Origin of the sequence: Sphingomonas pituitosa NBRC 102491, from assembly GCF_001598435.1 — a bacterium.
Taxonomy (GTDB): Bacteria; Pseudomonadota; Alphaproteobacteria; order Sphingomonadales; family Sphingomonadaceae; genus Sphingomonas; species Sphingomonas pituitosa.
Genome location: NZ_BCYY01000033.1, coordinates 24,019 through 42,124, shown reverse-complemented (window position 1 = coordinate 42,124; position 18,106 = coordinate 24,019). Strand labels below are relative to the sequence as shown.

Genomic DNA, 18,106 nt, shown 5'->3' with positions numbered 1-18,106 from the left:
CGAGGTCGCTCAGCCGACGATGCCGAGGATGTCGCTTTCCTTCATGATCAGCAGGTCTTCACCATCGACCTTGACCTCGGTGCCCGACCACTTGCCGAACAGGATGCGGTCGCCCGCCTTCACGTCGAGCGGGGTCACCTTGCCATCTTCGGCCTTGGTGCCGGTGCCGACGGCGACGACTTCGCCTTCCTGCGGCTTTTCCTTGGCGGTATCGGGGATGATGATCCCGCCGGCGGTCTTTTCCTCGGCTTCGACGCGGCGGACGAGCACGCGGTCGTGCAACGGACGGAAGTTCATTGCCTGATCCTCTTTCAGGTGGATTTCGGTGTTTAGCACTCGGTCCCCCGGAGTGCTAACAGCCGCCATATGTGAAGCGGTCACGCCGTCGTCAACGGGTGCGACGGGAACTTTTTTCGCCGTGTTGGATCGCTAATACGGGTCGTTTACTCCTCCCCGCGCATCCGGTAGCACCACATGAAGATACGCTTTGAGGAGCCGCCGGTGAAGCTGGTTCGTACTGCCTGGAAGATACTCGTCGGAATCAAGGACCTGCTCGTCCTCGTTCTGCTCCTCCTGTTCTTCTCGGCGCTGTTCGCCGCGCTTTCGCACCGGCCGACACCGGCGACGATTCGCGACGGTGCGCTGATCGTCGCGTTCAACGGCGCGCTGGTGGAACAGCCGAGCGAGGCCGATCCGCTCGCCGGGGTGACCGGCGCACGCGCCGCGGGGCAGGTCAGCGCCCGCGATGTGATCCGCGCGCTGGATGCCGCCAGGGGCGATTCCCGCGTGAAGGCAGTCGTGCTCGATCTCGACAGCTTCCTCGGCGGTTACCCGGCCACGGTGAGCGAAGTCGCCGCCGCGGTCGGCCGCGTGCGCGCCGCCGGCAAGCCGGTGCTCGCCTATGCCACCGCCTATACCGACAGCGGCTACCAGATTGCGGCCAATGCCAGCGAGATCTGGGTGCACCCGATGGGCGGATCGCTGTTCATGGGCCCCGGCGGCCGCCAGCTCTATTACAAGGGCCTGACCGAGAAGCTCGGCATCAACGTCCATGTCTACAAGGTCGGCAAGTTCAAGTCGGCGGTGGAGCCCTATATCCGCGCCGACATGTCGCCCGAGGCGCGCGAGGCGAACACCGCGCTCTATGGCGGCCTGCTCGACCAGTGGCGCGAGGGCATCCAGAAGGCGCGGCCCAAGGCGCGGATCGCCGATTTCCTGATGCAGCCGGAGGTGGCGATCACCGCCGCCAAGGGTGACATCGCCGCTGCCAACCGTGCCTATGGCCTGGTCGACCAGCTCGGCGACCGCATCGCCTTCGGCCAGCACGTGGCGAAGCTCGTGGGCGCGCCGAGTGGCGCCCGTGCCGGCAATTTCAACGGTATCAAGCTCGCCGACTGGCTGCAGGCCAACCCGGTGGCGACCAGCGGCGACGCGATCGGCGTGATCACCATCGCCGGCGAGATCGTCGACGGCAAGGGCGGCGCCGGCAGCGCGGGCGGCGACACCGTCAGCAAGCTGGTGCTCGACGGCCTGAAGGACGGCAAGCTCAAGGCGCTGGTCGTGCGCGTCGACTCGCCCGGCGGCTCGGCGATGGCCTCGGAGCAGATGCGCCAGGCGATCCTCCAGGCAAAGGCGCAGAAGCTGCCGATCGTCGTGTCGATGGGCGGCCTGGCCGCCAGCGGCGGCTATTGGGTGTCCACCGCCGGCGACGTGATCTTCGCCGAGCCGAACACGATCACCGGCTCGATCGGCATCTTCGGCATCATTCCCACCTTCGAGAACAGCCTCGCCAAGATCGGCGTGACCACCGACGGGGTGCAGAGCACGCCGCTCAGCGGCCAGCCGAGCATCTATGGCGGCACCAACGCCACGATCGACACGATCCTGCAATCGGCGATCGAGGCGGGCTATGGCCGCTTCGTCGGCCTCGTCGCCGCGTCGCGCAAGCTGACGCCGCAGCGGGTGGACGAGATCGGCCAGGGCCGGGTGTGGATCGGCGGCATCGCCCGCCAGATCGGCCTGGTCGACCGCTTCGGCGGGCTGAACGACGCGATCGCGGAAGCCGCCAAGCGCGCCAACCTCGATCCCGCCAAGGTGCGGCCGGTCTATCTCGCCAAGAAGCCCAATGCGGCGGCGGCGGCGCTGGCGGCGGCGCTCAGCTCGTTCGGCAACGACGACGAGGATGACGGCAACTGGGCCGACGCGCCCGCCGGCTCGGACACCTATGCGCGCATCGCCGACGAGCGCCGGGTGCTGCTCGCCCAGGCGCTGGGCGACGCCAAGCGCCTGACCGCGAGCGGTTCGGTGCAGGCCCGCTGCCTGGAGTGCATGGCGCTGGGCGTGCCGAGCGCACAGCCCAGCGATCTCGCGCTGCTCCAGTTCGCGCTGGGGGCGGCCAAGTGATCGGGATCCGCGCCGCCACGCCGGACGACGCCGCCGCGATCGCCGCCATCTATGCGCCGAACGTCCTTACCGGCACCGCCTCGTTCGAGATCGAGCCGCCCGATGCCACTGCGATGGCGGCGCGCATGGGCGCCAGCGAGGGCTATTATCCCTGGCTGGTCGCGACCAATGGCGACGGCGCCGACGGCGGCGTGATCGGCTATGCCTATGCGAGCAAGTTCCGCGATCGCCCGGCCTATCGCTATGTCGTCGAAAGCTCGATCTACATGGCCGATACCGCGCAGCGGCGCGGCGCCGGCAGGCTGCTGTACGAGGCGCTGGTCGATACCCTGCGCGCGCAGGGCTTCGTCCATGCGTTCGGGATGATCACGCTGCCGAACGACAATTCGATCGCGCTGCACGAGGCGGTGGGCTTCCGCCGCACCGGCGTGTTCCGCGAGGCGGGGTACAAGCACGGCCAGTGGATCGACGTCGGCATCTGGCAGTGCGAACTCAACGAACCGAGCCGCCCGCCCGAGGAGCCGCGGCCGTTCCACGAACTCGGCGTGGTGCGCGCCTGAGCGACGACGCCGGAACGCCCGCCTCCCCGTTCCAGGTGGGGTTCGACGTGCAGGTCGACCGGCCCCGGCGGCTGGTGACGGTGACGCTTGCCGGCGTACCGTCGCCCGAGGATATCGGCTGGGTGGCCGAGGAAGTGCGCGCCGCGATCCTCACGCTGGGGCCCGAAGCGGGCCGGCACCGCACGCTCTACGATGCGCGCGGCGTGCACGTGCTGCCGCAGGCGACCGCCGATTTCGTCCTCAAGAACTTCGCCGATGCCGGAAAGATCGACGCGGCCCCTCGGCGCGCCTTCGTCGCCTCGACCATGCTGACACGGTTGCAGATCCGCCGGATCGTCGAGCTGCGGCCCGGTGCGGTGCTGTTCGACGATGTCGAGCAAGCGCGCGCCTGGCTGTTGGACGGCGCGTGAGCGGGGCGGCGCGCGGCCGCCCCTTCAGGGCTCAGGCCAGCGCGATGTCCGGCGCGTCCTCGGCCTTCATGCCGATCACGTTGTAGCCGGCATCCACATGATGGGTCTCGCCGGTCACGCCCGAGGCGAGGTCCGAGAGCAGGTACAGGCCCGCGCCGCCGACATCCTCGATCGTCACGTTGCGGCGGAGCGGCGAGTTCAGCTGGTTCCACTTGAGGATATAGTTGAAGTCGCCGATGCCGCGCGCCGCCAGCGTCTGGATCGGGCCGGCCGAGATGGCGTTGACGCGGATGTTCTCCGGGCCCAGGTCCATGGCCAGATACTTGACCGAGGTCTCGAGCGCCGACTTGGCCACGCCCATCACGTTGTAGTGCGGCACGACCTTCTCGGCGCCGTAATAGCTGAGCGTCAGCAGGCTGCCGCCGTTCGGCATCATCCGCTGCGCGCGCTGGGCCACCGCGGTGAAGCTGAACACCGAGATGTTCATCGTCATCAGGAAATTTTCCAGCGTGGTGTCGTAATAATGGCCGCGCAGCTGGTTCTTGTCCGAGAAGCCGATCGCGTGGACGACGAAATCGATCGTCGGCCAGCGCGCCGCCAGCGTCTCGAACGTGGTGTCGAGCGCCGCCATGTCGGACACGTCGCAATCGATGAGGAAGTCGGAGCCGACCTGCTCGGCGAGCGGCTTCACCCGCTTGAGCAGCGCGTCGCCCTGATAGGAAAAGGCCAGTTCCGCACCCTGGGCGTGCAGCGCCTTTGCGATGCCCCAGGCCAGCGACTTGTCGTTGGCGAGGCCCATGATGAGCCCGCGCTTCCCTTGCATCAATCCGGTCACGTCTTCTGAATCTCCTGTACGTGCTCCCCCTCTAGACCGGGATCGGGCACTTCCGCCAGAGCAGCGTTGAGTTCGGCTCCCACGACGAGGCCGAGGCCCACCAGGAAAAAGAAGATCAGCGCGACCATCACGCCGGCCAGGCTGCCATAGGTGGCACCATAGCCGCCCAGCGTCGAGAGCACCCAGGGCAGGCCGCCGGTGACGCTGAGCCACCACAGCGTCGTGCACAGCGCGCCCGGCCATTTCGGATAGGCGCGCGAACGGTAGCGCGAGGGCGTGAGCGCGAAGAACAGCACGTAGAGCGCGCCGAACAGCGCGAACGCCGGGACCGCCTTGCCGGCGGAGGCGAAGCGCTGCGCGTCGATCGCCAGCGGCAGCACGCGGTAGAGGAACTGCTCGACCGCGGTGAGGATCACCTGGAAGGTGAAGGCCAGCATCACCAGCACCACCGCCGCCACGATCATGCCGATCGACGCCAGCCGATAGCGCCAGAACGGCGTGCTGGAGCTGGTGCCATAGGCCTGGCGCAGGATGCCGCGAATCGTCTCGATGAAGCCAGCGGTGGTCCACAGCCCCACCAGCGCGCCGAACCACAGCAGGCCGCCGGTGCCGCGGGCGCTCAGCACCTCGATCACCGGCTGGCGCAGCAGCTTGGCGACATCGGGCGGCACGGTCTGGAGGAAGGCCTCGAGCGCGTGGACGCCGGTGCCGGTGCGGCCGACCAGGCTCGCCAGCGCCGTCGCGACAATGAAGAAGGGGAACAGCGTGACCAGCGAGAGGTACGCAAGGTTGCCGGCATAGGTGAAGCCGTCGTTGAACGTGCCGATCGCGACGCGCTTGGTGATCTCGAACATCCGCTCGGTCACGCCCAGCTCGGCCAGCCGCCGCGGCACCTTCCCGCCGACGCCCAGCCGCCGCCCTTCGGGCGACTGGGGCGAGATCGAGGCGCGCGTCGGTTCGTCCACGAGGGTTCAGACGCCCATGCGTCCCCGCGGGTTCCCCTTGTTCTTCCAGCCCTGAGCGAATTCGATGAGGGCGTCGTCATCCACCGGCAGATCGACCATCAGCGTGACGAACAGGTCGCCGCGCGCGCCGCCGCGCTTGTGGAAGCCCCGGCCTTTCAGGCGCAGCACCTTGCCCGAGCTGGAGCCCTTGGGGACGGTGAGCATCACCGGACCGTCGGGCGTCGGCACGCGGACCTGCGCACCCAGCACGGCCTCGGCCAGGGTGATCGGCAGGTCGAGCTTGATGTCGTCGCCGTCGCGCACATAGAATCGGTGCGGCTGGACCTCGATGGTGACGATCGCGTCGCCCGCGCCGCCCGGCCCTTCCTCGCCCTTGCCGGCGAGGCGCATCTGGGTGCCCTCCTCGACGCCGGCGGGCAGCTTCAGGTCGATCGTCTTGCCGTCCTTGAGCGTGATCCGCTGCGGCGCGAGCTTTGCCGCATCCTCGAACGATACCGCCAGGCGATAGGCGATGTTGGCGCCCTTGGGCTGCGCGCGCCGGCCGAAGCCGCCGAACCCGCCGCTGAAGCCGCCGCCGCCGCCGCCGCGCTTGCCGCCGCCGAACAGGCCTTCGAAGATATCGCCGATATCGGCCTCGCCGCCGCCGAAATCGAACTGGCCGCCGCCGGGACGGAATCCGCCGGGGCTGCCGCCGCCGCCGCCATAGCCGAACGGCGCAGTGGGATTGCCGTCGCCGTCGATCTCGCCCCGGTCGAAGCGGGCGCGCTTGTCCTTGTCGGTCAGCAGGTCGTAGGCCTGGGTGACCTGGCTGAACTTCTCCGACGCCTTGGGATTGTCCTTGTTGCGATCGGGGTGCAGCTCCTTGGCGAGCTTGCGATAGGCCTTCTTGATCTCGTCCTCGCTCGCGCTGCGCGCCACCCCGAGCGTTACGTATGGATCTGCCACCAATATCCCCAATGCGTTCAATGCCGACGGCCCGTCCCTTACAGGACAGGGGTTAAAGCCCAAACATCGGCGCGCCGATCGTTTCGCGCAAGGGGCGCGGCGCTATCCGGCCGCCTTGCCGCAGCTTGCTTCGCGCAGCGTATAGCGCGCGAACAGCGACTCCTTGCCCGCCTTGTCCCTGGCGGTGATCTGCCAGACCAGGCCGCCATCCTTGCGCTGCCACTGGTTGACGAAATCGGCATCGGGATAGGGATAGGTGATCGCGAAACCCTCCGCGGTCGGCGCGCCCTTGCCCGTCGCGGTATAGGCGGCGCCAAAGCTGTCCGCCCAATAGCCGGCAATCGCGCCGTCCTTGCCACCGTCGCCGAACAGCAGGTGCGCGGCGTAGCGATCCTTCGGGTCGGCGGTGGCACGGCTCTCGGCATCGATGGCGAACATCGCGCCCTCGACGATCGGATAGGCGGTGAGCGCGATCGTCACCGGCTTGCCCATCACCGCGCCTTCCCCCCGCCAGCAGCCGCTCAGCGCGAACACCGCGGGCGGAATCTTCGACACGTCCTGTGCGAATGCCGGCACCGGCAGCAGCAGCAGCGCCAGCGCGGCAGCAATGATCTTCTTCATGAATCGTCCCCCTGTTCGACGCAGGCCTATCGTCTTCGGCGGCTAGAGCAAGGCCCAGGCGCCGCGCAGATCGGCGACGAAATCGAGATACGCCTGCGCCGCCGCGTCCGCGTCGGGCAGGCGAAGCAGATAGCTGGGGTGCACCGTCACCCAGCCGGTGCCGCCCTCCGGCAGCGCCAGCTTCCGGCCGCGCAGCTTGGCGATAGTCGCCGCCTTGCCGGTGATCTGGCGCGCGGCGGTGGCGCCGAGCGCGACGACCAGCTTTGGCCGGACCAGCGCCAGTTCCTGTTCGTACCACCAGCGGCAGGCGGTGATCTCGCCGGCATCGGGCTTGGCGTGGATGCGTCGCTTGCCGCGCGGCTCGAACTTGAAATGCTTGACCGCATTGGTGACGTAGACGCGGGCGCGGTCGATCCCCGCTTCGTCCAGCGCGCGGTCGAGCATCTGCCCGGCGGGGCCGACGAACGCGCGACCGGCAAGATCCTCCTGGTCGCCCGGCTGCTCGCCGACCAGCATCATCGGGGCGTCGAGCGGCCCCTCGCCGAACACCGTCTGCGTCGCGGGTTTGTAGAGCGGGCAGCGGGTGCAGGCCGAGGCCTCGTCGCGCAAAGCCTCCCACGCGCCTTCGACATTGCCGCCCACCGCACCACGTGCCGTTTCCACCATCGCCGTCTCCCGCGCCCGGGCACCCGCCACGAGCGCCTTGACCAACGCGGTTTCGGGCATGTTCTTCCAGTATTTGCGCGGCATCTCCTTCAGCATCGCGCCGGTCTTGAGGCGGGCGGGATTGAAGATAGACGCGTAATAGGTCTTCCACACCGCTTCGACCGGATCGTCGGCGGGCGCGTCCTCGCGGGTGGCGGCGGGGCCTTCGCTGAGCGTGGTGCCATCCCAATGCAGCGAGACTTCAGGAGTGAGGATCGACCAGCGCATGCTGGCGAACCGCTCGACGAAGAAACGGGCATTGGCGCGGACGATGTGATGCTCGGGCTCGAACCAGGCGACGAAGCGCGTGCCCGTATCGTCCACCAGTTCGCGGAAGCGGACAAAGGCGCGCATCTTGTGGATGTCGCGGCGCACCGCCTTGGCCATCAGCTCCAGCCGGCGGACCAGCGGATCGGCGCGGTCCTCCACGCGGTGCGAATCGGTGGTGAGCAGCGTGTAGAGCAGCGCGAAGCGCTGCGGATCGGAATGCAGGATCACCGCCTGCGCCAGCTCGACGAACGCCTTGGGCACCCGGAGCTGCGGCCCGGTAGCAGCGGGGGGCGGGGAAGCATCAACGGCGAACAGGTCACCGCCGCCTTCCCCTACCCGCCACACCACTTCGGGCGGCGGCACATGCGCCTGGGCAAGCGCCCGCGCGGCATCGCGCCAGCCGTCGAAATCATCCTCGGCGGAAAGCGTGATCGCCCGCAAGGTTCAGTCGCGGTCGTCGCCCGGCGGATGGGCTTCCGCCCGCTCCAGCTCCTTGGGCTTGCGCTTCTCGAAGATCTCGCCGAGCCGCTCTTCCTCTTCCGACGAAAGTTCCTTCTCGGCGGTCGGGAACATCTCTTCCTCCTCCTCGTCGATATGGTGGAGGTAGCGGTCCTTCATCGCGCGGAACTTGGTGAGCCAGCCCGACGACGCCATGTCGACGTCCATCAGCTCCCCCAGCATATCGTCGACTTCCTTGTGCTCGGACACCGAATGCCGCGCATCCTCGCGCAGCTCCGGGTTGGCGAGCATCGTCGCGTAGAGCGATTCCTCCTCGGCCGCGGCGTGCGACTGGAGCTCGAGGCGGAGCTGCTCGAACAGCGACTGCCGCTCGGGACTGTCGCCGGAGGTGGCGTCGATCTGCTGCAGGAGGTCGCGCTGGCGGTCATGGTCGGCGATGAGGTCGGCGAAGATGCGGGGCTGCTTGGCCATTGGGAGTCTCCCTGGTTTCCCCCTCCCAACCGGCCAGCCTGACCTAGGTTGCTCGCGCGAGTCGTTCGCAAGGGCCATGTTCATGCCGCAAACAGCTCCAGCTGCGCCTTCTTGGGCGCGATCCAGGCCTGCAGATCGACCTTGTCGATCAGCGCGACCGGCCGCCAGTCGGCGGTGACGATGAACGGGCGGATCTTCGCCAGCGACACGGTGAGCCGCGCGACATCCTCCAGCCGCAGCCGCCGCCATTTGCGCGCGGCGAGGATCGAGGCGACCGCCTTGGTGCCCAGCCCCGGCACCCGCAGCAGCGCCTCGCGCGGGGCGCGGTTGAGGTCCACCGGGAAGCGATCGCGGAAACGCAGCGCCCAGGCCAGCTTGGGGTCGATATCCAGCGGCAGCATGCCCGTCGCCGGGTCGACCGCCTGCGCCACTTCGTCGGGACGATAGTCGTAGAAACGCATCAGCCAGTCCGACTGGTAGAGCCGATGCTCGCGCATCAGCGGCGGGCGCTGGAGCGGCAGCACCGTGCTGGCATCCGGGATCGGGCTGAACGCCGAATAATAGACGCGGCGCAGGCCGAAGCGATCGTACAACCCTGCCGCGCGGCCGATGATGTCGCCGTCGGTGGCGGCATCGGCGCCGACGATCATCTGGGTCGACTGGCCCGCGGGCGCGAACTTCGGCGCCGAGCGATAGCGCTTCCGCGCGTCTGCCCCCTCCTCGATCGCGCTGCGCATCCCCAGCATCGCGCCCTCGATCTGCGGTGCGGACTTCTCGGGCGCCAGCCGCTTGAGCCCCGCGACCGTCGGCAGCTCGACGTTGATCGACAGGCGATCGGCATGCAGCCCGGCCTGGTGGATCAGCTCGGGGTCGGCGTCGGGGATCGTCTTGAGGTGGATATAGCCGCGGAAATGATGGTCCTCGCGCAGGGACCGCGCCACCTCGACCATCTGCTCCATCGTATAGTTGGACGAGCGGATGATGCCCGAGGAGAGGAACAGCCCCTCGATATAATTGCGCCGGTAGAAGTTGAGCGTGAGCTCCACCACCTCGGCCGGGGTGAACCGCGCGCGGCGCACGTTCGAGCTCTTGCGGTTGATGCAATAGTGGCAGTCGAAGATGCAGCTGTTGGTCAGCAGGATCTTGAGCAGGCTGATGCAGCGCCCGTCCGGCGCATAGGCGTGGCAGATGCCCATGCCGGTGGTGGACCCCAGCCCCTTGCCGTCCTTCGAGGTGCGCTTGGCCGTCCCCGACGACGCGCAGGAGGCGTCGTATTTCGCGGCATCGGCGAGGATCGCCAGCTTTGCTCGGGTATCAAGTTGCGCCATTTCCGTTCTTTTTATGTTCTCTGCGCCGCACTGTCCAGATGGACGCTGGTCCATCCGCCCTGTACGAGCGGCGGGCGGAGGGAATTCGGATGGTTCGGCGGATCGATGGGCGCGTGGCCGCGCTGGCATTCGGCATGGCATGCACCTGCCTGCTGGGCTGGGCATTCAAGGCGCATTGCATGGCCGATGGCTGGGTTGCCGCCATCCAGTATACCAGCGGCTGCTACAGCGACGCGGTGCCCTTCTGGGCGATGCGGCACGTCGACCAGGGACTGATACCCTATGTCGAGACGCCGATGGAATATCCCGTGCTGACGGGGCTGCAGATCTGGATCGAGGGTGCGCTGGCGCGCGGGCTGTTCGGCGCCGATGCGACCGCCGCGACCTTCCTCGGCGCCGTCACGCTGGTCAACGCCCTCCTCGCCGGGCTGATCCTGTGGATGTGCGCGCGGGCCGGGATGGATCGGCAGCGCCTGTGGCTCTGGGCCCTGGCACCGCCGATCCTCCTGTATCTCGGTCATAACTGGGATCTGGGGGCGACCACGCTGGCGGTGGCGGCGATGCTGGCCGCGCGCCGGCAGCAGCTGGTGCTAGCGGCGGCGCTCGCGGCGCTGGGGGCTGCCGCGAAGCTGTTTCCCGTACTCCTGCTGCCGCTGATCGGCCTCGCCGCGCTGGCGGCACCGGATCGGGACTGGCGCGCGCGGATCGGCACCGCCGCCACCTGCACGCTGGTCGCGATCGGCACCTGGACGGCGGTGAACCTGCCGGTGGCGCTCGCCGCATCGGAAAACTGGTCGGAATTCTACCGCTTCTCGCAGGAGCGCTCCGGCACGGCGGGATCTACCTGGGAGATTCTGTCGAACCAGGGGCTGTGGGTCACCGGGATCGCGGAGCGCAATCTCTACGCCTCGATCGCCTTCCTGATGGGGGCCGCCGCGATCGTCGGGCTGGGCTGGAGGCAGCATCGAGACCGGCTCTGGGTGCTGTTCACGCCGATCCTCGCCTGGTTCCTGCTCACCAACAAGGTCTGGTCGCCGCAGTTCGACCTGTGGCTCACCCCGCTGCTGGTGATGACGAGCCCGCGCCTGAGGCCGCTGGCGCTGTTCTTCATCGGCGACATCGCCGCCTATTTCGCCGAATTCTGGTGGTTTGCCGGCATGTCCAACGCATGGCCCTATGCCACGACGCACGACATCATGCTTGCGGCGAGCGTGCGCGGCGTGGCGATGCTGTGGTTGATCGCCGACGCCGTTCGCCTGCCGGCGCCCGCGTGGATCACCCGGGCGCGCGGCTGAACGATCAGGGCAGCGGCAGGTCCGTCTCGGCCTTCTTCATTGCCCGGCGCTCGGCGCGGGCCGCGGTGGCGCGCTGGACGAAACAGCCGGTGCCGCCGCCCGCGCCCACGGTGGTGCAGCTGCCGGTGCCGAAATTGCCGGTGGTCAGCGAATCCTGCGAACGCACCGCCCAGGCCTCGCCCTTCTGCGGCGTGGTCGGCGTCGTGTCGCGGATGTTCTTCGGGATACGGAAGCGCTCGCCTTCATCCAGCCGCTGGCAGATGACGATCTCCTCGCCGTTCTTGTTGGTCGGGCACTTGTCGTTGCCGTAGATGATCAGCACGCCGTTCTGCACGGCATTCTGGGCATGCGCCGCACCTGGCGCGAGCAGCGGCGCCGCAGCGGCCGCGGTGATGATGGCGATCCTCTTGAGCACCTGCGTTCCTCCTGTTTTTGCGCGCCACCCTGCCGCGACGCGCCTGAATAGCCGCTGTCAGATCCGTTTCGACACGCCGATCGCGAACCGGCATCCGGCCCGGATCAGCGCCGAGAGCACCGGATAGCCCGGCGTGCTTTCCGCGCCCGAGGCGATCGCGGTATCCCGATGCTCGATCTCCTCGTCACGGAATCGCGCGACGGCGTCGCGCAGTTCCGGATCCTCGTCGCCCAGCTGCTCGAGTTGCTGCTGGTAGTGGAGGTCGATCTCGGTCTCGATCGCCGCCGTGCAGGCCATCGCCGCCTGCGGGCCCAGCGCCGCGGTGACCATGCCGAGCCCGAAACCGGCCACGTCCCAGAAAGGCTGGAGCAGCGTCGGCCGCACGCCGCGCTTCGCGATCAGCGCGTCGAAAAAGGCGCGGTGATGCTCCTCCTGGTTGGCCATGCCGCTGATCAGCCGCGCGGTCGGCGTCCGGTCGCCCATCACTGCGAGCTGGCCCGCATAGATGCGCGTCGCGCCATATTCGCCCGCCTGGTCTACCCGGACCATCGCGTCATGGCGCTCGCGCCGATCCCCCGGCTTCCAGCTCATCGTACCGACTTTCGCGTTGCGAGCAGCGCGATCAGCAGCGCACCGCCCAGAGAGACGATCGCGTTATATCCTGCCAGGCTGATGCCGAACATCGTCCATTGGGGCACGTCGCAGCGGATGATCGGCGCGCGGAGCGCCTGGGTCAGCATGTCCATCGCCGAGCCATGCCGCGGCGCAGCGGTGCATTCCGTGATGCCCTGCCACCAATGATATTCGGTACCGGCATGATAGACGCCGATGCCGCCGCTCACCGCGATCAGCAGCGCAGCGAGCAGCACCAGCGCCGCCACCTGCCGGCGCCCGCGCGCGAAGAAGGCGAGCGCGGCGACGACGATCGCGGCCAGATGCGGCCAGCGCTGCCACACGCACATCTCGCACGGCACCAGCCCGCCGATGAACTGCGATCCCAGCGCGCCGCCCAGCAGGGCGAGCGGCAGCAGCAGCGCGATCCAGCGCGCCAGCACCGGCACGTTCCGCGGCATCGCGCTCACTTGCCGGCGCTCGCGGTCGCGGTCTTGCCCAGGCGCGCGATGGTCTGCACCGCGTAGCTCAGCTGGAAGTCCTCGACGCCCTTCTTCTTCAGCTCGTCCGCCGTGGCGGTGAAGCGCGGATCGGTGCCGGTGTCTTCCTCAAGCACGCTGTCGTCCACCTTCTCCTGGTTGATCAGGTGGCGGCGCAGATCGGCCTCGCGCAGCACCGGCCGCGACTTGTAGTCGGGATCGGAAAGCTGCGGCACGACGATGTCGGGCTTGATGCCGCCTTCCTGCACCGAATGGCCCGAAGGCGTGAAATAGCGCGCGGTGGTGAGGCGCAGCGCGGCACGCTGGCCCATCGGCATGATCGTCTGGACCGATCCCTTGCCGAAGCTGCGCACGCCCATCACGATCGCGCGGTGATGGTCCTGCAGCGCGCCGGCGACGATCTCGGACGCGGAGGCGGTGCCGGAATCGGTCAGCACGATCACCGGCAGCCCCTTGGCGAGGTCGCCCGGGAACACGCTCTCGGCATAATAGCGCTCGATGTCGGTCTTCTCGCGGCCGCGCTGCGAGACGATCTCGCCATGGGTCAGGAACACGTCGGCCACCGCGATCGCCTCGGTCAGCAGGCCGCCGCCATTCTCGCGCAGGTCCACGATATAGCCGAGCGGCTTGTGGCCCAGCTTCTTCTCGATCGCCTGGATGGCGAGCGCGGTATCGCCGCCGGTGTGCGCCGTGAAGGTGTTGATGTTGAGGATGCCGACGCCGTCCTTGATTTCCCACTTCACCGGCTTCTGGGTGATGATCTCGCGGGTGAGCGTGAACTGCAGCGGCTTGTCGGCGCCGGGGCGCACGATGGTCAGCGCGATCTTGGTGCCCGGCGCGCCGCGCATCTGGGTGATCGCCTCGTCCAGGCTGCCCCCGACGATGAACTTGCCGTCCAGATGGGTGATGAAGTCGCCCGACTTGATGCCGGCCTTGGCGGCGGGCCCGTCCTCGGTCGGCGCGATCACCTTCACCGCGCCGTCCTGCTGGGTGACGGTGAGGCCGAGGCCGCCGTAATTGCCCTCGGTCTGGATCTTGAGATTGTCGAAATCGAGCCCGTCGGCATAGCTGCTGTGCGGATCGAGTGCCGCCAGCATGCCTTCGATCGCACCCTTCACCAGCGTCTTGTCGTCGACCTTGTCGACGTAATTGGCCTTCACGGTGTTGTAGACTTCCATGAAGGTATCGAGCTCGCGATAGCTGCTGGTATCGACCCCTGCCATGGCACCGGATGTGATGGGAATGATCGCGAGTGCGCCGACAGCGGCGGAAACCTGAAGAAACGAACGCAGCATCAAGAGACTTTCCGGAAGGGCGACCAAGCTAATGTAGGCGAGGATAACGGGATTTGCACGCGGTGTCAGTCGAGCAATTGGGTCAGGTCCAGCGGCTGGCCCCGGCGGCGCAGCTCGACCGTGATCCGGGGGCCCGCCGTGCCGAGCCGGGTGCCCTGCGCCACCCTGGTCCCCGGGCGCACCGCCAGCGTGCCCAGGCCGGAGAGCAGGCTGGTCCATTGCTTGCCGTGGTCGACGATCACCACCTGCCCATAGCCGGGAAATGGGGCAGCATAGACGATGGTGCCGGCGGCCGGGGCGACCACGGCGAAACCGGGTTGCACCGCGAAGCTGGGCCCGCGGGCACGGACGCCGGCGGACGAAATCTCGCCGAAGCCGGTGACCAGGTGGCCGGTGACCGGAAGGCGATAGGGGGCCGGGCCGCCTGGCCGTTCCGTCGGGACGCCGGGGCGCGGCAGGGGCCCGTTCAGCACGAGGAGATCCGAACGCACCTGCGCCGCGCTTTCGGTTCGATCCTGGTCCGCCGCAAGGTCGCGCGCCTTCTCGCCCAGCGCGAGCGCGCGCTCCGATTCCACCAGTGCGGCGCGGCCGAGCGTCATCGCCCGCAGCCGGTGATCGGATTCGAGCTGGAGCGCGGCAAGGCGGCGCGTTTCGAGATCGGCACGGCGTCGCTTCAGCTCTGCCACAGCGCCGGCGGTCGCGGTGCGAAGGGCACGCGACCGCGCCAGATCAGCGCGCACGCCGGCACTGCGCGCCTCGAGCGCGGGCAACAGGCTGGCGAGCGTCGCGCGGACATGGACGAGATCCTGTGCCGATCCCGGCTGGGCCAGTGCCAGCACCGCCGGGCGCCGCGCCATCGCCTGCAGTGCCGCGACCAGTTCCAGCGCGGGCCGCTGCCGCTCGGCAAAGGCGGTGCGCTGGCGGGCGAGCAGCCGGTCGAGCAGCGCCACGCGCGCCTCGGCCGCGGCCTGCTCGGCCTCCGCCGCCTTGATGCGCTGGGCCGCCGCCGCCTGTTCGGCGCGGGCGCGGGCCTCCGCGTCCCGCTCCGCCGCAGCGGTGCGATCGAGCTCGGCCGCGCGCGCCTCGGCCGCTTTCGCCGCCTGCGAGGCCTCGATCGCGGATCGTGCCGATTGCTGCGTGGCATCGGGCTGCGGCTGGGCGAGCACGCCCGTCACCGCGATCGCGACCAGCGCTGCCGCGATGCCGAGGCTGCGCGCCGGGCCCATCAGCCTTCGCGGTGATAGGGGTGGTTGGAAAGAATCGAGACCGCGCGCCAGAGCTGCTCGGCGAGCATCGCGCGCGCCATCATGTGCGGCCAGGTCGCCTTGCCGAAGCTGAGCAGCATGTCCGCCGCCCGGCGATCGGCATCGTCGAACCCGTCGGCCGCGCCGATCAGGAAGCGCGTTTCGCGCACCCCGTCGTCGCGCCAGGCGCCGAGCCGGGTCGCCAGCGTCCTGGACGGCAGGTTCTCGCCGAGTTCGTCGAGCATCACCACGCGGGTGCCGGGGGCGAGCACCGGCATCTTGCCGCCAGTGTCGGGCAGTTCGGTGACGCGCGTACCCCAGGTGACGCGCTTCAGATAGCGGTCGACCAGTTCGGCCTCGGGGCTGCGCCCGATCCGGCCGCGCGCGACGATGTGCAGCAACATGGCGCGCGCGCTTCCGGAATCAGATCAGGCCTGGCCCTCGAACGACCACATCCGCTCGAGATTGTAGAAGCTGCGCACTTCCGGGCGGAACAGGTGGACGATCACGTCGCCCGCGTCGATCAGCACCCAGTCGGCGGCCGGCAGGCCCTCGACGCGGGGCGTGCGGCCCTGCTCGGCCTTGAGCTTGTCGGCCAGCTTCATCGCCATAGAGGCGACCTGCCGGGTCGAGCGGCCCGATGCGATCACCATATAGTCGGCAATGCTGCTCTTGCCGGCGAGCGGGATCGAGACGGTTTCCACCGCCTGATCGTCTTCCAGCGAGGCGAGCACGAGCCTATGCAGCGCTTCGACGCTGTCGGCGTCGTTCGAACGCTGCATATTGGGGGAAGTGGCCAAGGTTGCTCCTAGTCTAGCGACTGTCTGTGCGATGTGATTGGAGACGGCGCCGGGCTCTCCTGTTCCAAATGCGGAGAAGACCCGAGGAATCGCCGGTGCCAGGCAGGATCGGCAGCCCGAAGGCGCGTTGCCGACGTCGGATCGGGGCGGAAGCGCAACAGCACAAGTGCCGGCAATCTCCATCGCGTCCAATGTTTCGCCTGGCCTGCGGGCCGCACAGCGCGCCGCAGCCAACCCATTGCAGGACTTGCATGGGCGCCCCGATCATAGCCCGGACGCGCGATAACCGCAATCGGAACCTGACGGGCGATGTGCCGCCACCGTTCCCAGCGATGGAACTGCGCCAGATTGTCCGCGCCCATCAGCCAGATGAAGCGATGATTCGGGTAGAGCCGGGGCAGCTTGGTGAGCGTATCGGCAGTGTAGCGGGTCTTCATCCGCTTCTCGATCGCGGTGACGCGGATCGGCGCGTGCCGGGCGACGGCGCGCGCGGCGGCCATCCGTGCCTGGAACGGCGCCATGCCCGCCTTGTCCTTCAGCGGGTTACCCGGCGAGACCATCCACCACACCTCGTCGAGGTCCAGCGCGCGAATCGCGTGCATCGACAGCCGCCGATGCCCGCGATGCGCCGGATTGAACGACCCGCCAAGGAGACCGATGCGCTTCAAGAGCTTAAAAGGAACGGTTCAAGGCCGCGCCTGGCCGGTGCCGAGCACCAGCCACTTGTAGGTGGTGAGCCCCTCCAGCGCCACGGGCCCGCGCGCATGCAGGCGGCCGGTGGAGATGCCGATCTCGGCGCCCAGCCCGAACTCGCCGCCATCGGCGAACTGCGTCGAGGCGTTCCACATCACGATCGCGCTGTCGACGCCGTTGAGGAACCGGGCCGCCGTGTCGGCATCCTCGGTGAGGATCGCGTCGGTGTGATGCGAGCTGTGCGCGGCGATATGGGCCATGGCCCCGTCCACGCCGTCGACCAGCTTCACCGAGAGGATCGCATCGAGATACTCGGTGTCCCAGTCCGCGTCGCTCGCCGGCAGCACGCGCGAATCGAGCGCCTGCACGTCGGCATCGCCGCGCAGTTCGCAGCCGGCTTCGGCCAGCGCCGTCAGGATCGGCTTGGGATCGGCGAAATCGCGGTCGATCAGCAGCGTTTCGGTCGACCCGCAAATCCCGGTGCGGCGCATCTTGGCGTTGACCGCCAGCGTGCGCGCCATCGCCGGATCGGCGGCACGGTCGACATAGGTGTGGCAGATGCCGTCGAGATGCGCGAGAACGGGCACCCGCGCCTCGGCCTGCACCCGCGCGACCAGCCCCTTGCCGCCGCGCGGCACGACCATGTCGATCAGCCCCTCGGCGGTGAGCATCGCACCCACCGCAGCGCGATCGGTCACCGGCACCAGCTGGATCGCGTCGGCCGGAGCGCCTGCGGCCAGCAGCCCCTGCACCAGCGCGGCGTGGATCGCGCGATTGCTGCGGATCGCTTCCGAACCGCCGCGCAGGATCGCCGCGTTGCCGGACATCAGGCATAGCGCGCCGGCATCGGCGGTGACGTTGGGGCGGCTTTCGTAGATGATGGCGATCACGCCGATCGGCACGCGCACGCGCTTGAGGACGAGGCCGTTCGGCCGGGTCCGTTCGTCGAGCACGCTGCCGACGGGGTCTTCCAGTCCGGCGACCGCTTCGATGCCGGCGGCCATCGCTTCGACGCGCTTGGCATCGAGCAGCAACCGGTCGAGTAGCGCGTCGGACAGGCCGTTGGCCTTGCCTCCCGCCATGTCCTCGGCGTTGGCGGCGAGAATCGCGTCCTGCGCCGATCGGATCGCGGCGGCGGCAGCGCGCAGCGCAGCGGCCTTGGCCGGGCTTGGCATCGCCGCCAGCACCGTGGCGGCGGCACGGGCGCGGCGGCCCATGTCGGCGATCAGCATCTGGGTGTCGGGCATGTCGATATCGGCCATGCTGCAGTCGCTAGCACG

The 18,106-nt window shown here is 68.7% G+C and carries 21 protein-coding genes; 4 read left to right on the top strand and 17 right to left on the bottom strand.

The annotated features are described in order from the left end of the window. Window positions 1-9: 9 nt before the first annotated feature. On the bottom strand, window positions 10-297 hold the full coding sequence (groES, locus tag SPI01S_RS20135; protein ID WP_064310559.1) for a co-chaperone GroES: 288 nt from the start codon (window positions 295-297) through the stop codon (window positions 10-12). A gap of 177 nt (window positions 298-474) precedes the next feature. On the opposite strand from groES, the gene sppA reads away from it, so the two are divergent. The 3 genes from sppA to SPI01S_RS20120 are packed head-to-tail and all read left to right on the top strand — an operon-like array spanning window position 475 to window position 3,373. Further along, on the top strand, window positions 475-2,403 hold the full coding sequence (sppA, locus tag SPI01S_RS20130; protein ID WP_245653701.1) for a signal peptide peptidase SppA: 1,929 nt from the start codon (window positions 475-477) through the stop codon (window positions 2,401-2,403). Continuing rightward, a complete protein-coding gene (locus SPI01S_RS20125) occupies window positions 2,400-2,963 on the top strand; it encodes a GNAT family N-acetyltransferase (protein WP_066726888.1) in 564 nt (187 codons plus the stop codon). Before sppA ends, SPI01S_RS20125 begins: the two co-directional genes overlap by 4 nt. A 47-nt stretch (window positions 2,964-3,010) precedes the next feature. Next, the gene (locus SPI01S_RS20120) at window positions 3,011-3,373 is read left to right on the top strand and encodes a hypothetical protein (protein WP_157084808.1); all 363 of its coding nucleotides are present in this window, start codon (window positions 3,011-3,013) and stop codon (window positions 3,371-3,373) included. Between the two features lie 31 nt (window positions 3,374-3,404). On the opposite strand, the gene fabI is transcribed toward SPI01S_RS20120, so the two are convergent. The 7 genes from fabI to SPI01S_RS20085 all read right to left on the bottom strand — a co-directional run bounded on the left by fabI (window position 3,405) and on the right by SPI01S_RS20085 (window position 9,972). Then, the gene (fabI, locus tag SPI01S_RS20115) at window positions 3,405-4,208 is read right to left on the bottom strand and encodes an enoyl-ACP reductase FabI (protein ID WP_066726884.1); all 804 of its coding nucleotides are present in this window, start codon (window positions 4,206-4,208) and stop codon (window positions 3,405-3,407) included. Further along, complete coding sequence (locus tag SPI01S_RS20110; RefSeq protein WP_174539141.1) at window positions 4,205-5,173, bottom strand: YihY/virulence factor BrkB family protein; 969 nt, start codon at window positions 5,171-5,173, stop codon at window positions 4,205-4,207. Before SPI01S_RS20110 ends, fabI begins: the two co-directional genes overlap by 4 nt. A 6-nt stretch (window positions 5,174-5,179) precedes the next feature. Beyond that, a complete protein-coding gene (locus tag SPI01S_RS20105; RefSeq protein ID WP_066726909.1) occupies window positions 5,180-6,118 on the bottom strand; it encodes a DnaJ C-terminal domain-containing protein in 939 nt (312 codons plus the stop codon). 102 nt (window positions 6,119-6,220) lie between these two features. Then, the gene (locus SPI01S_RS20100; RefSeq protein ID WP_066726882.1) at window positions 6,221-6,739 is read right to left on the bottom strand and encodes a hypothetical protein; all 519 of its coding nucleotides are present in this window, start codon (window positions 6,737-6,739) and stop codon (window positions 6,221-6,223) included. A gap of 42 nt (window positions 6,740-6,781) precedes the next feature. Beyond that, window positions 6,782-8,155 carry a UdgX family uracil-DNA binding protein gene (locus SPI01S_RS20095; protein ID WP_066726880.1) on the bottom strand — a complete coding sequence of 458 codons (1,374 nt, stop codon included), beginning with the start codon at window positions 8,153-8,155 and terminating at the stop codon, window positions 6,782-6,784. 3 nt (window positions 8,156-8,158) lie between these two features. After that, on the bottom strand, window positions 8,159-8,644 hold the full coding sequence (locus SPI01S_RS20090) for a hemerythrin domain-containing protein (RefSeq protein ID WP_066726878.1): 486 nt from the start codon (window positions 8,642-8,644) through the stop codon (window positions 8,159-8,161). An 80-nt stretch (window positions 8,645-8,724) separates the two neighbouring features. Then, a complete protein-coding gene (locus SPI01S_RS20085) occupies window positions 8,725-9,972 on the bottom strand; it encodes a putative DNA modification/repair radical SAM protein (protein WP_066726876.1) in 1,248 nt (415 codons plus the stop codon). A gap of 89 nt (window positions 9,973-10,061) precedes the next feature. On the opposite strand from SPI01S_RS20085, the gene SPI01S_RS20080 reads away from it, so the two are divergent. Further along, on the top strand, window positions 10,062-11,267 hold the full coding sequence (locus SPI01S_RS20080; RefSeq protein ID WP_066726874.1) for a glycosyltransferase family protein: 1,206 nt from the start codon (window positions 10,062-10,064) through the stop codon (window positions 11,265-11,267). A gap of 4 nt (window positions 11,268-11,271) precedes the next feature. Here SPI01S_RS20080 and SPI01S_RS20075 read toward each other — a convergent pair whose 3' ends face one another. The 9 genes from SPI01S_RS20075 to SPI01S_RS20035 all read right to left on the bottom strand — a co-directional run bounded on the left by SPI01S_RS20075 (window position 11,272) and on the right by SPI01S_RS20035 (window position 18,088). Further along, window positions 11,272-11,682, bottom strand: a complete 411-nt coding sequence (locus SPI01S_RS20075) for a hypothetical protein (protein ID WP_066726871.1) — start codon at window positions 11,680-11,682, stop codon at window positions 11,272-11,274. A gap of 57 nt (window positions 11,683-11,739) precedes the next feature. Continuing rightward, complete coding sequence (locus tag SPI01S_RS20070) at window positions 11,740-12,273, bottom strand: demethoxyubiquinone hydroxylase family protein (RefSeq protein WP_066726869.1); 534 nt, start codon at window positions 12,271-12,273, stop codon at window positions 11,740-11,742. Continuing rightward, window positions 12,270-12,755 (bottom strand): disulfide bond formation protein B, encoded by a 486-nt coding sequence (locus tag SPI01S_RS20065; protein ID WP_066726907.1) that lies wholly within the window; start codon window positions 12,753-12,755, stop codon window positions 12,270-12,272. Before SPI01S_RS20065 ends, SPI01S_RS20070 begins: the two co-directional genes overlap by 4 nt. 5 nt (window positions 12,756-12,760) lie before the next feature. After that, window positions 12,761-14,089, bottom strand: coding sequence for a S41 family peptidase (locus tag SPI01S_RS20060; RefSeq protein ID WP_066726867.1), 1,329 nt, complete (start codon window positions 14,087-14,089; stop codon window positions 12,761-12,763). A 65-nt stretch (window positions 14,090-14,154) separates the two neighbouring features. Further along, window positions 14,155-15,315, bottom strand: a complete 1,161-nt coding sequence (locus tag SPI01S_RS20055) for a murein hydrolase activator EnvC family protein (RefSeq protein WP_066726865.1) — start codon at window positions 15,313-15,315, stop codon at window positions 14,155-14,157. Continuing rightward, window positions 15,315-15,737: a 23S rRNA (pseudouridine(1915)-N(3))-methyltransferase RlmH gene (locus SPI01S_RS20050; protein WP_066726863.1), complete on the bottom strand. Its 423-nt coding sequence runs from the start codon at window positions 15,735-15,737 to the stop codon at window positions 15,315-15,317. The genes SPI01S_RS20055 and SPI01S_RS20050 overlap by 1 nt, the downstream gene beginning before the upstream one ends. Window positions 15,738-15,761: 24 nt before the next feature. Continuing rightward, complete coding sequence (gene rsfS / locus SPI01S_RS20045) at window positions 15,762-16,115, bottom strand: ribosome silencing factor (RefSeq protein ID WP_066726862.1); 354 nt, start codon at window positions 16,113-16,115, stop codon at window positions 15,762-15,764. A gap of 26 nt (window positions 16,116-16,141) precedes the next feature. Beyond that, window positions 16,142-16,801 (bottom strand): nicotinate-nucleotide adenylyltransferase, encoded by a 660-nt coding sequence (locus SPI01S_RS20040; protein WP_066726860.1) that lies wholly within the window; start codon window positions 16,799-16,801, stop codon window positions 16,142-16,144. Window positions 16,802-16,819: 18 nt separating this feature from the next. Further along, on the bottom strand, window positions 16,820-18,088 hold the full coding sequence (locus SPI01S_RS20035) for a glutamate-5-semialdehyde dehydrogenase (RefSeq protein WP_066726858.1): 1,269 nt from the start codon (window positions 18,086-18,088) through the stop codon (window positions 16,820-16,822). Window positions 18,089-18,106: the final 18 nt, after the last annotated feature.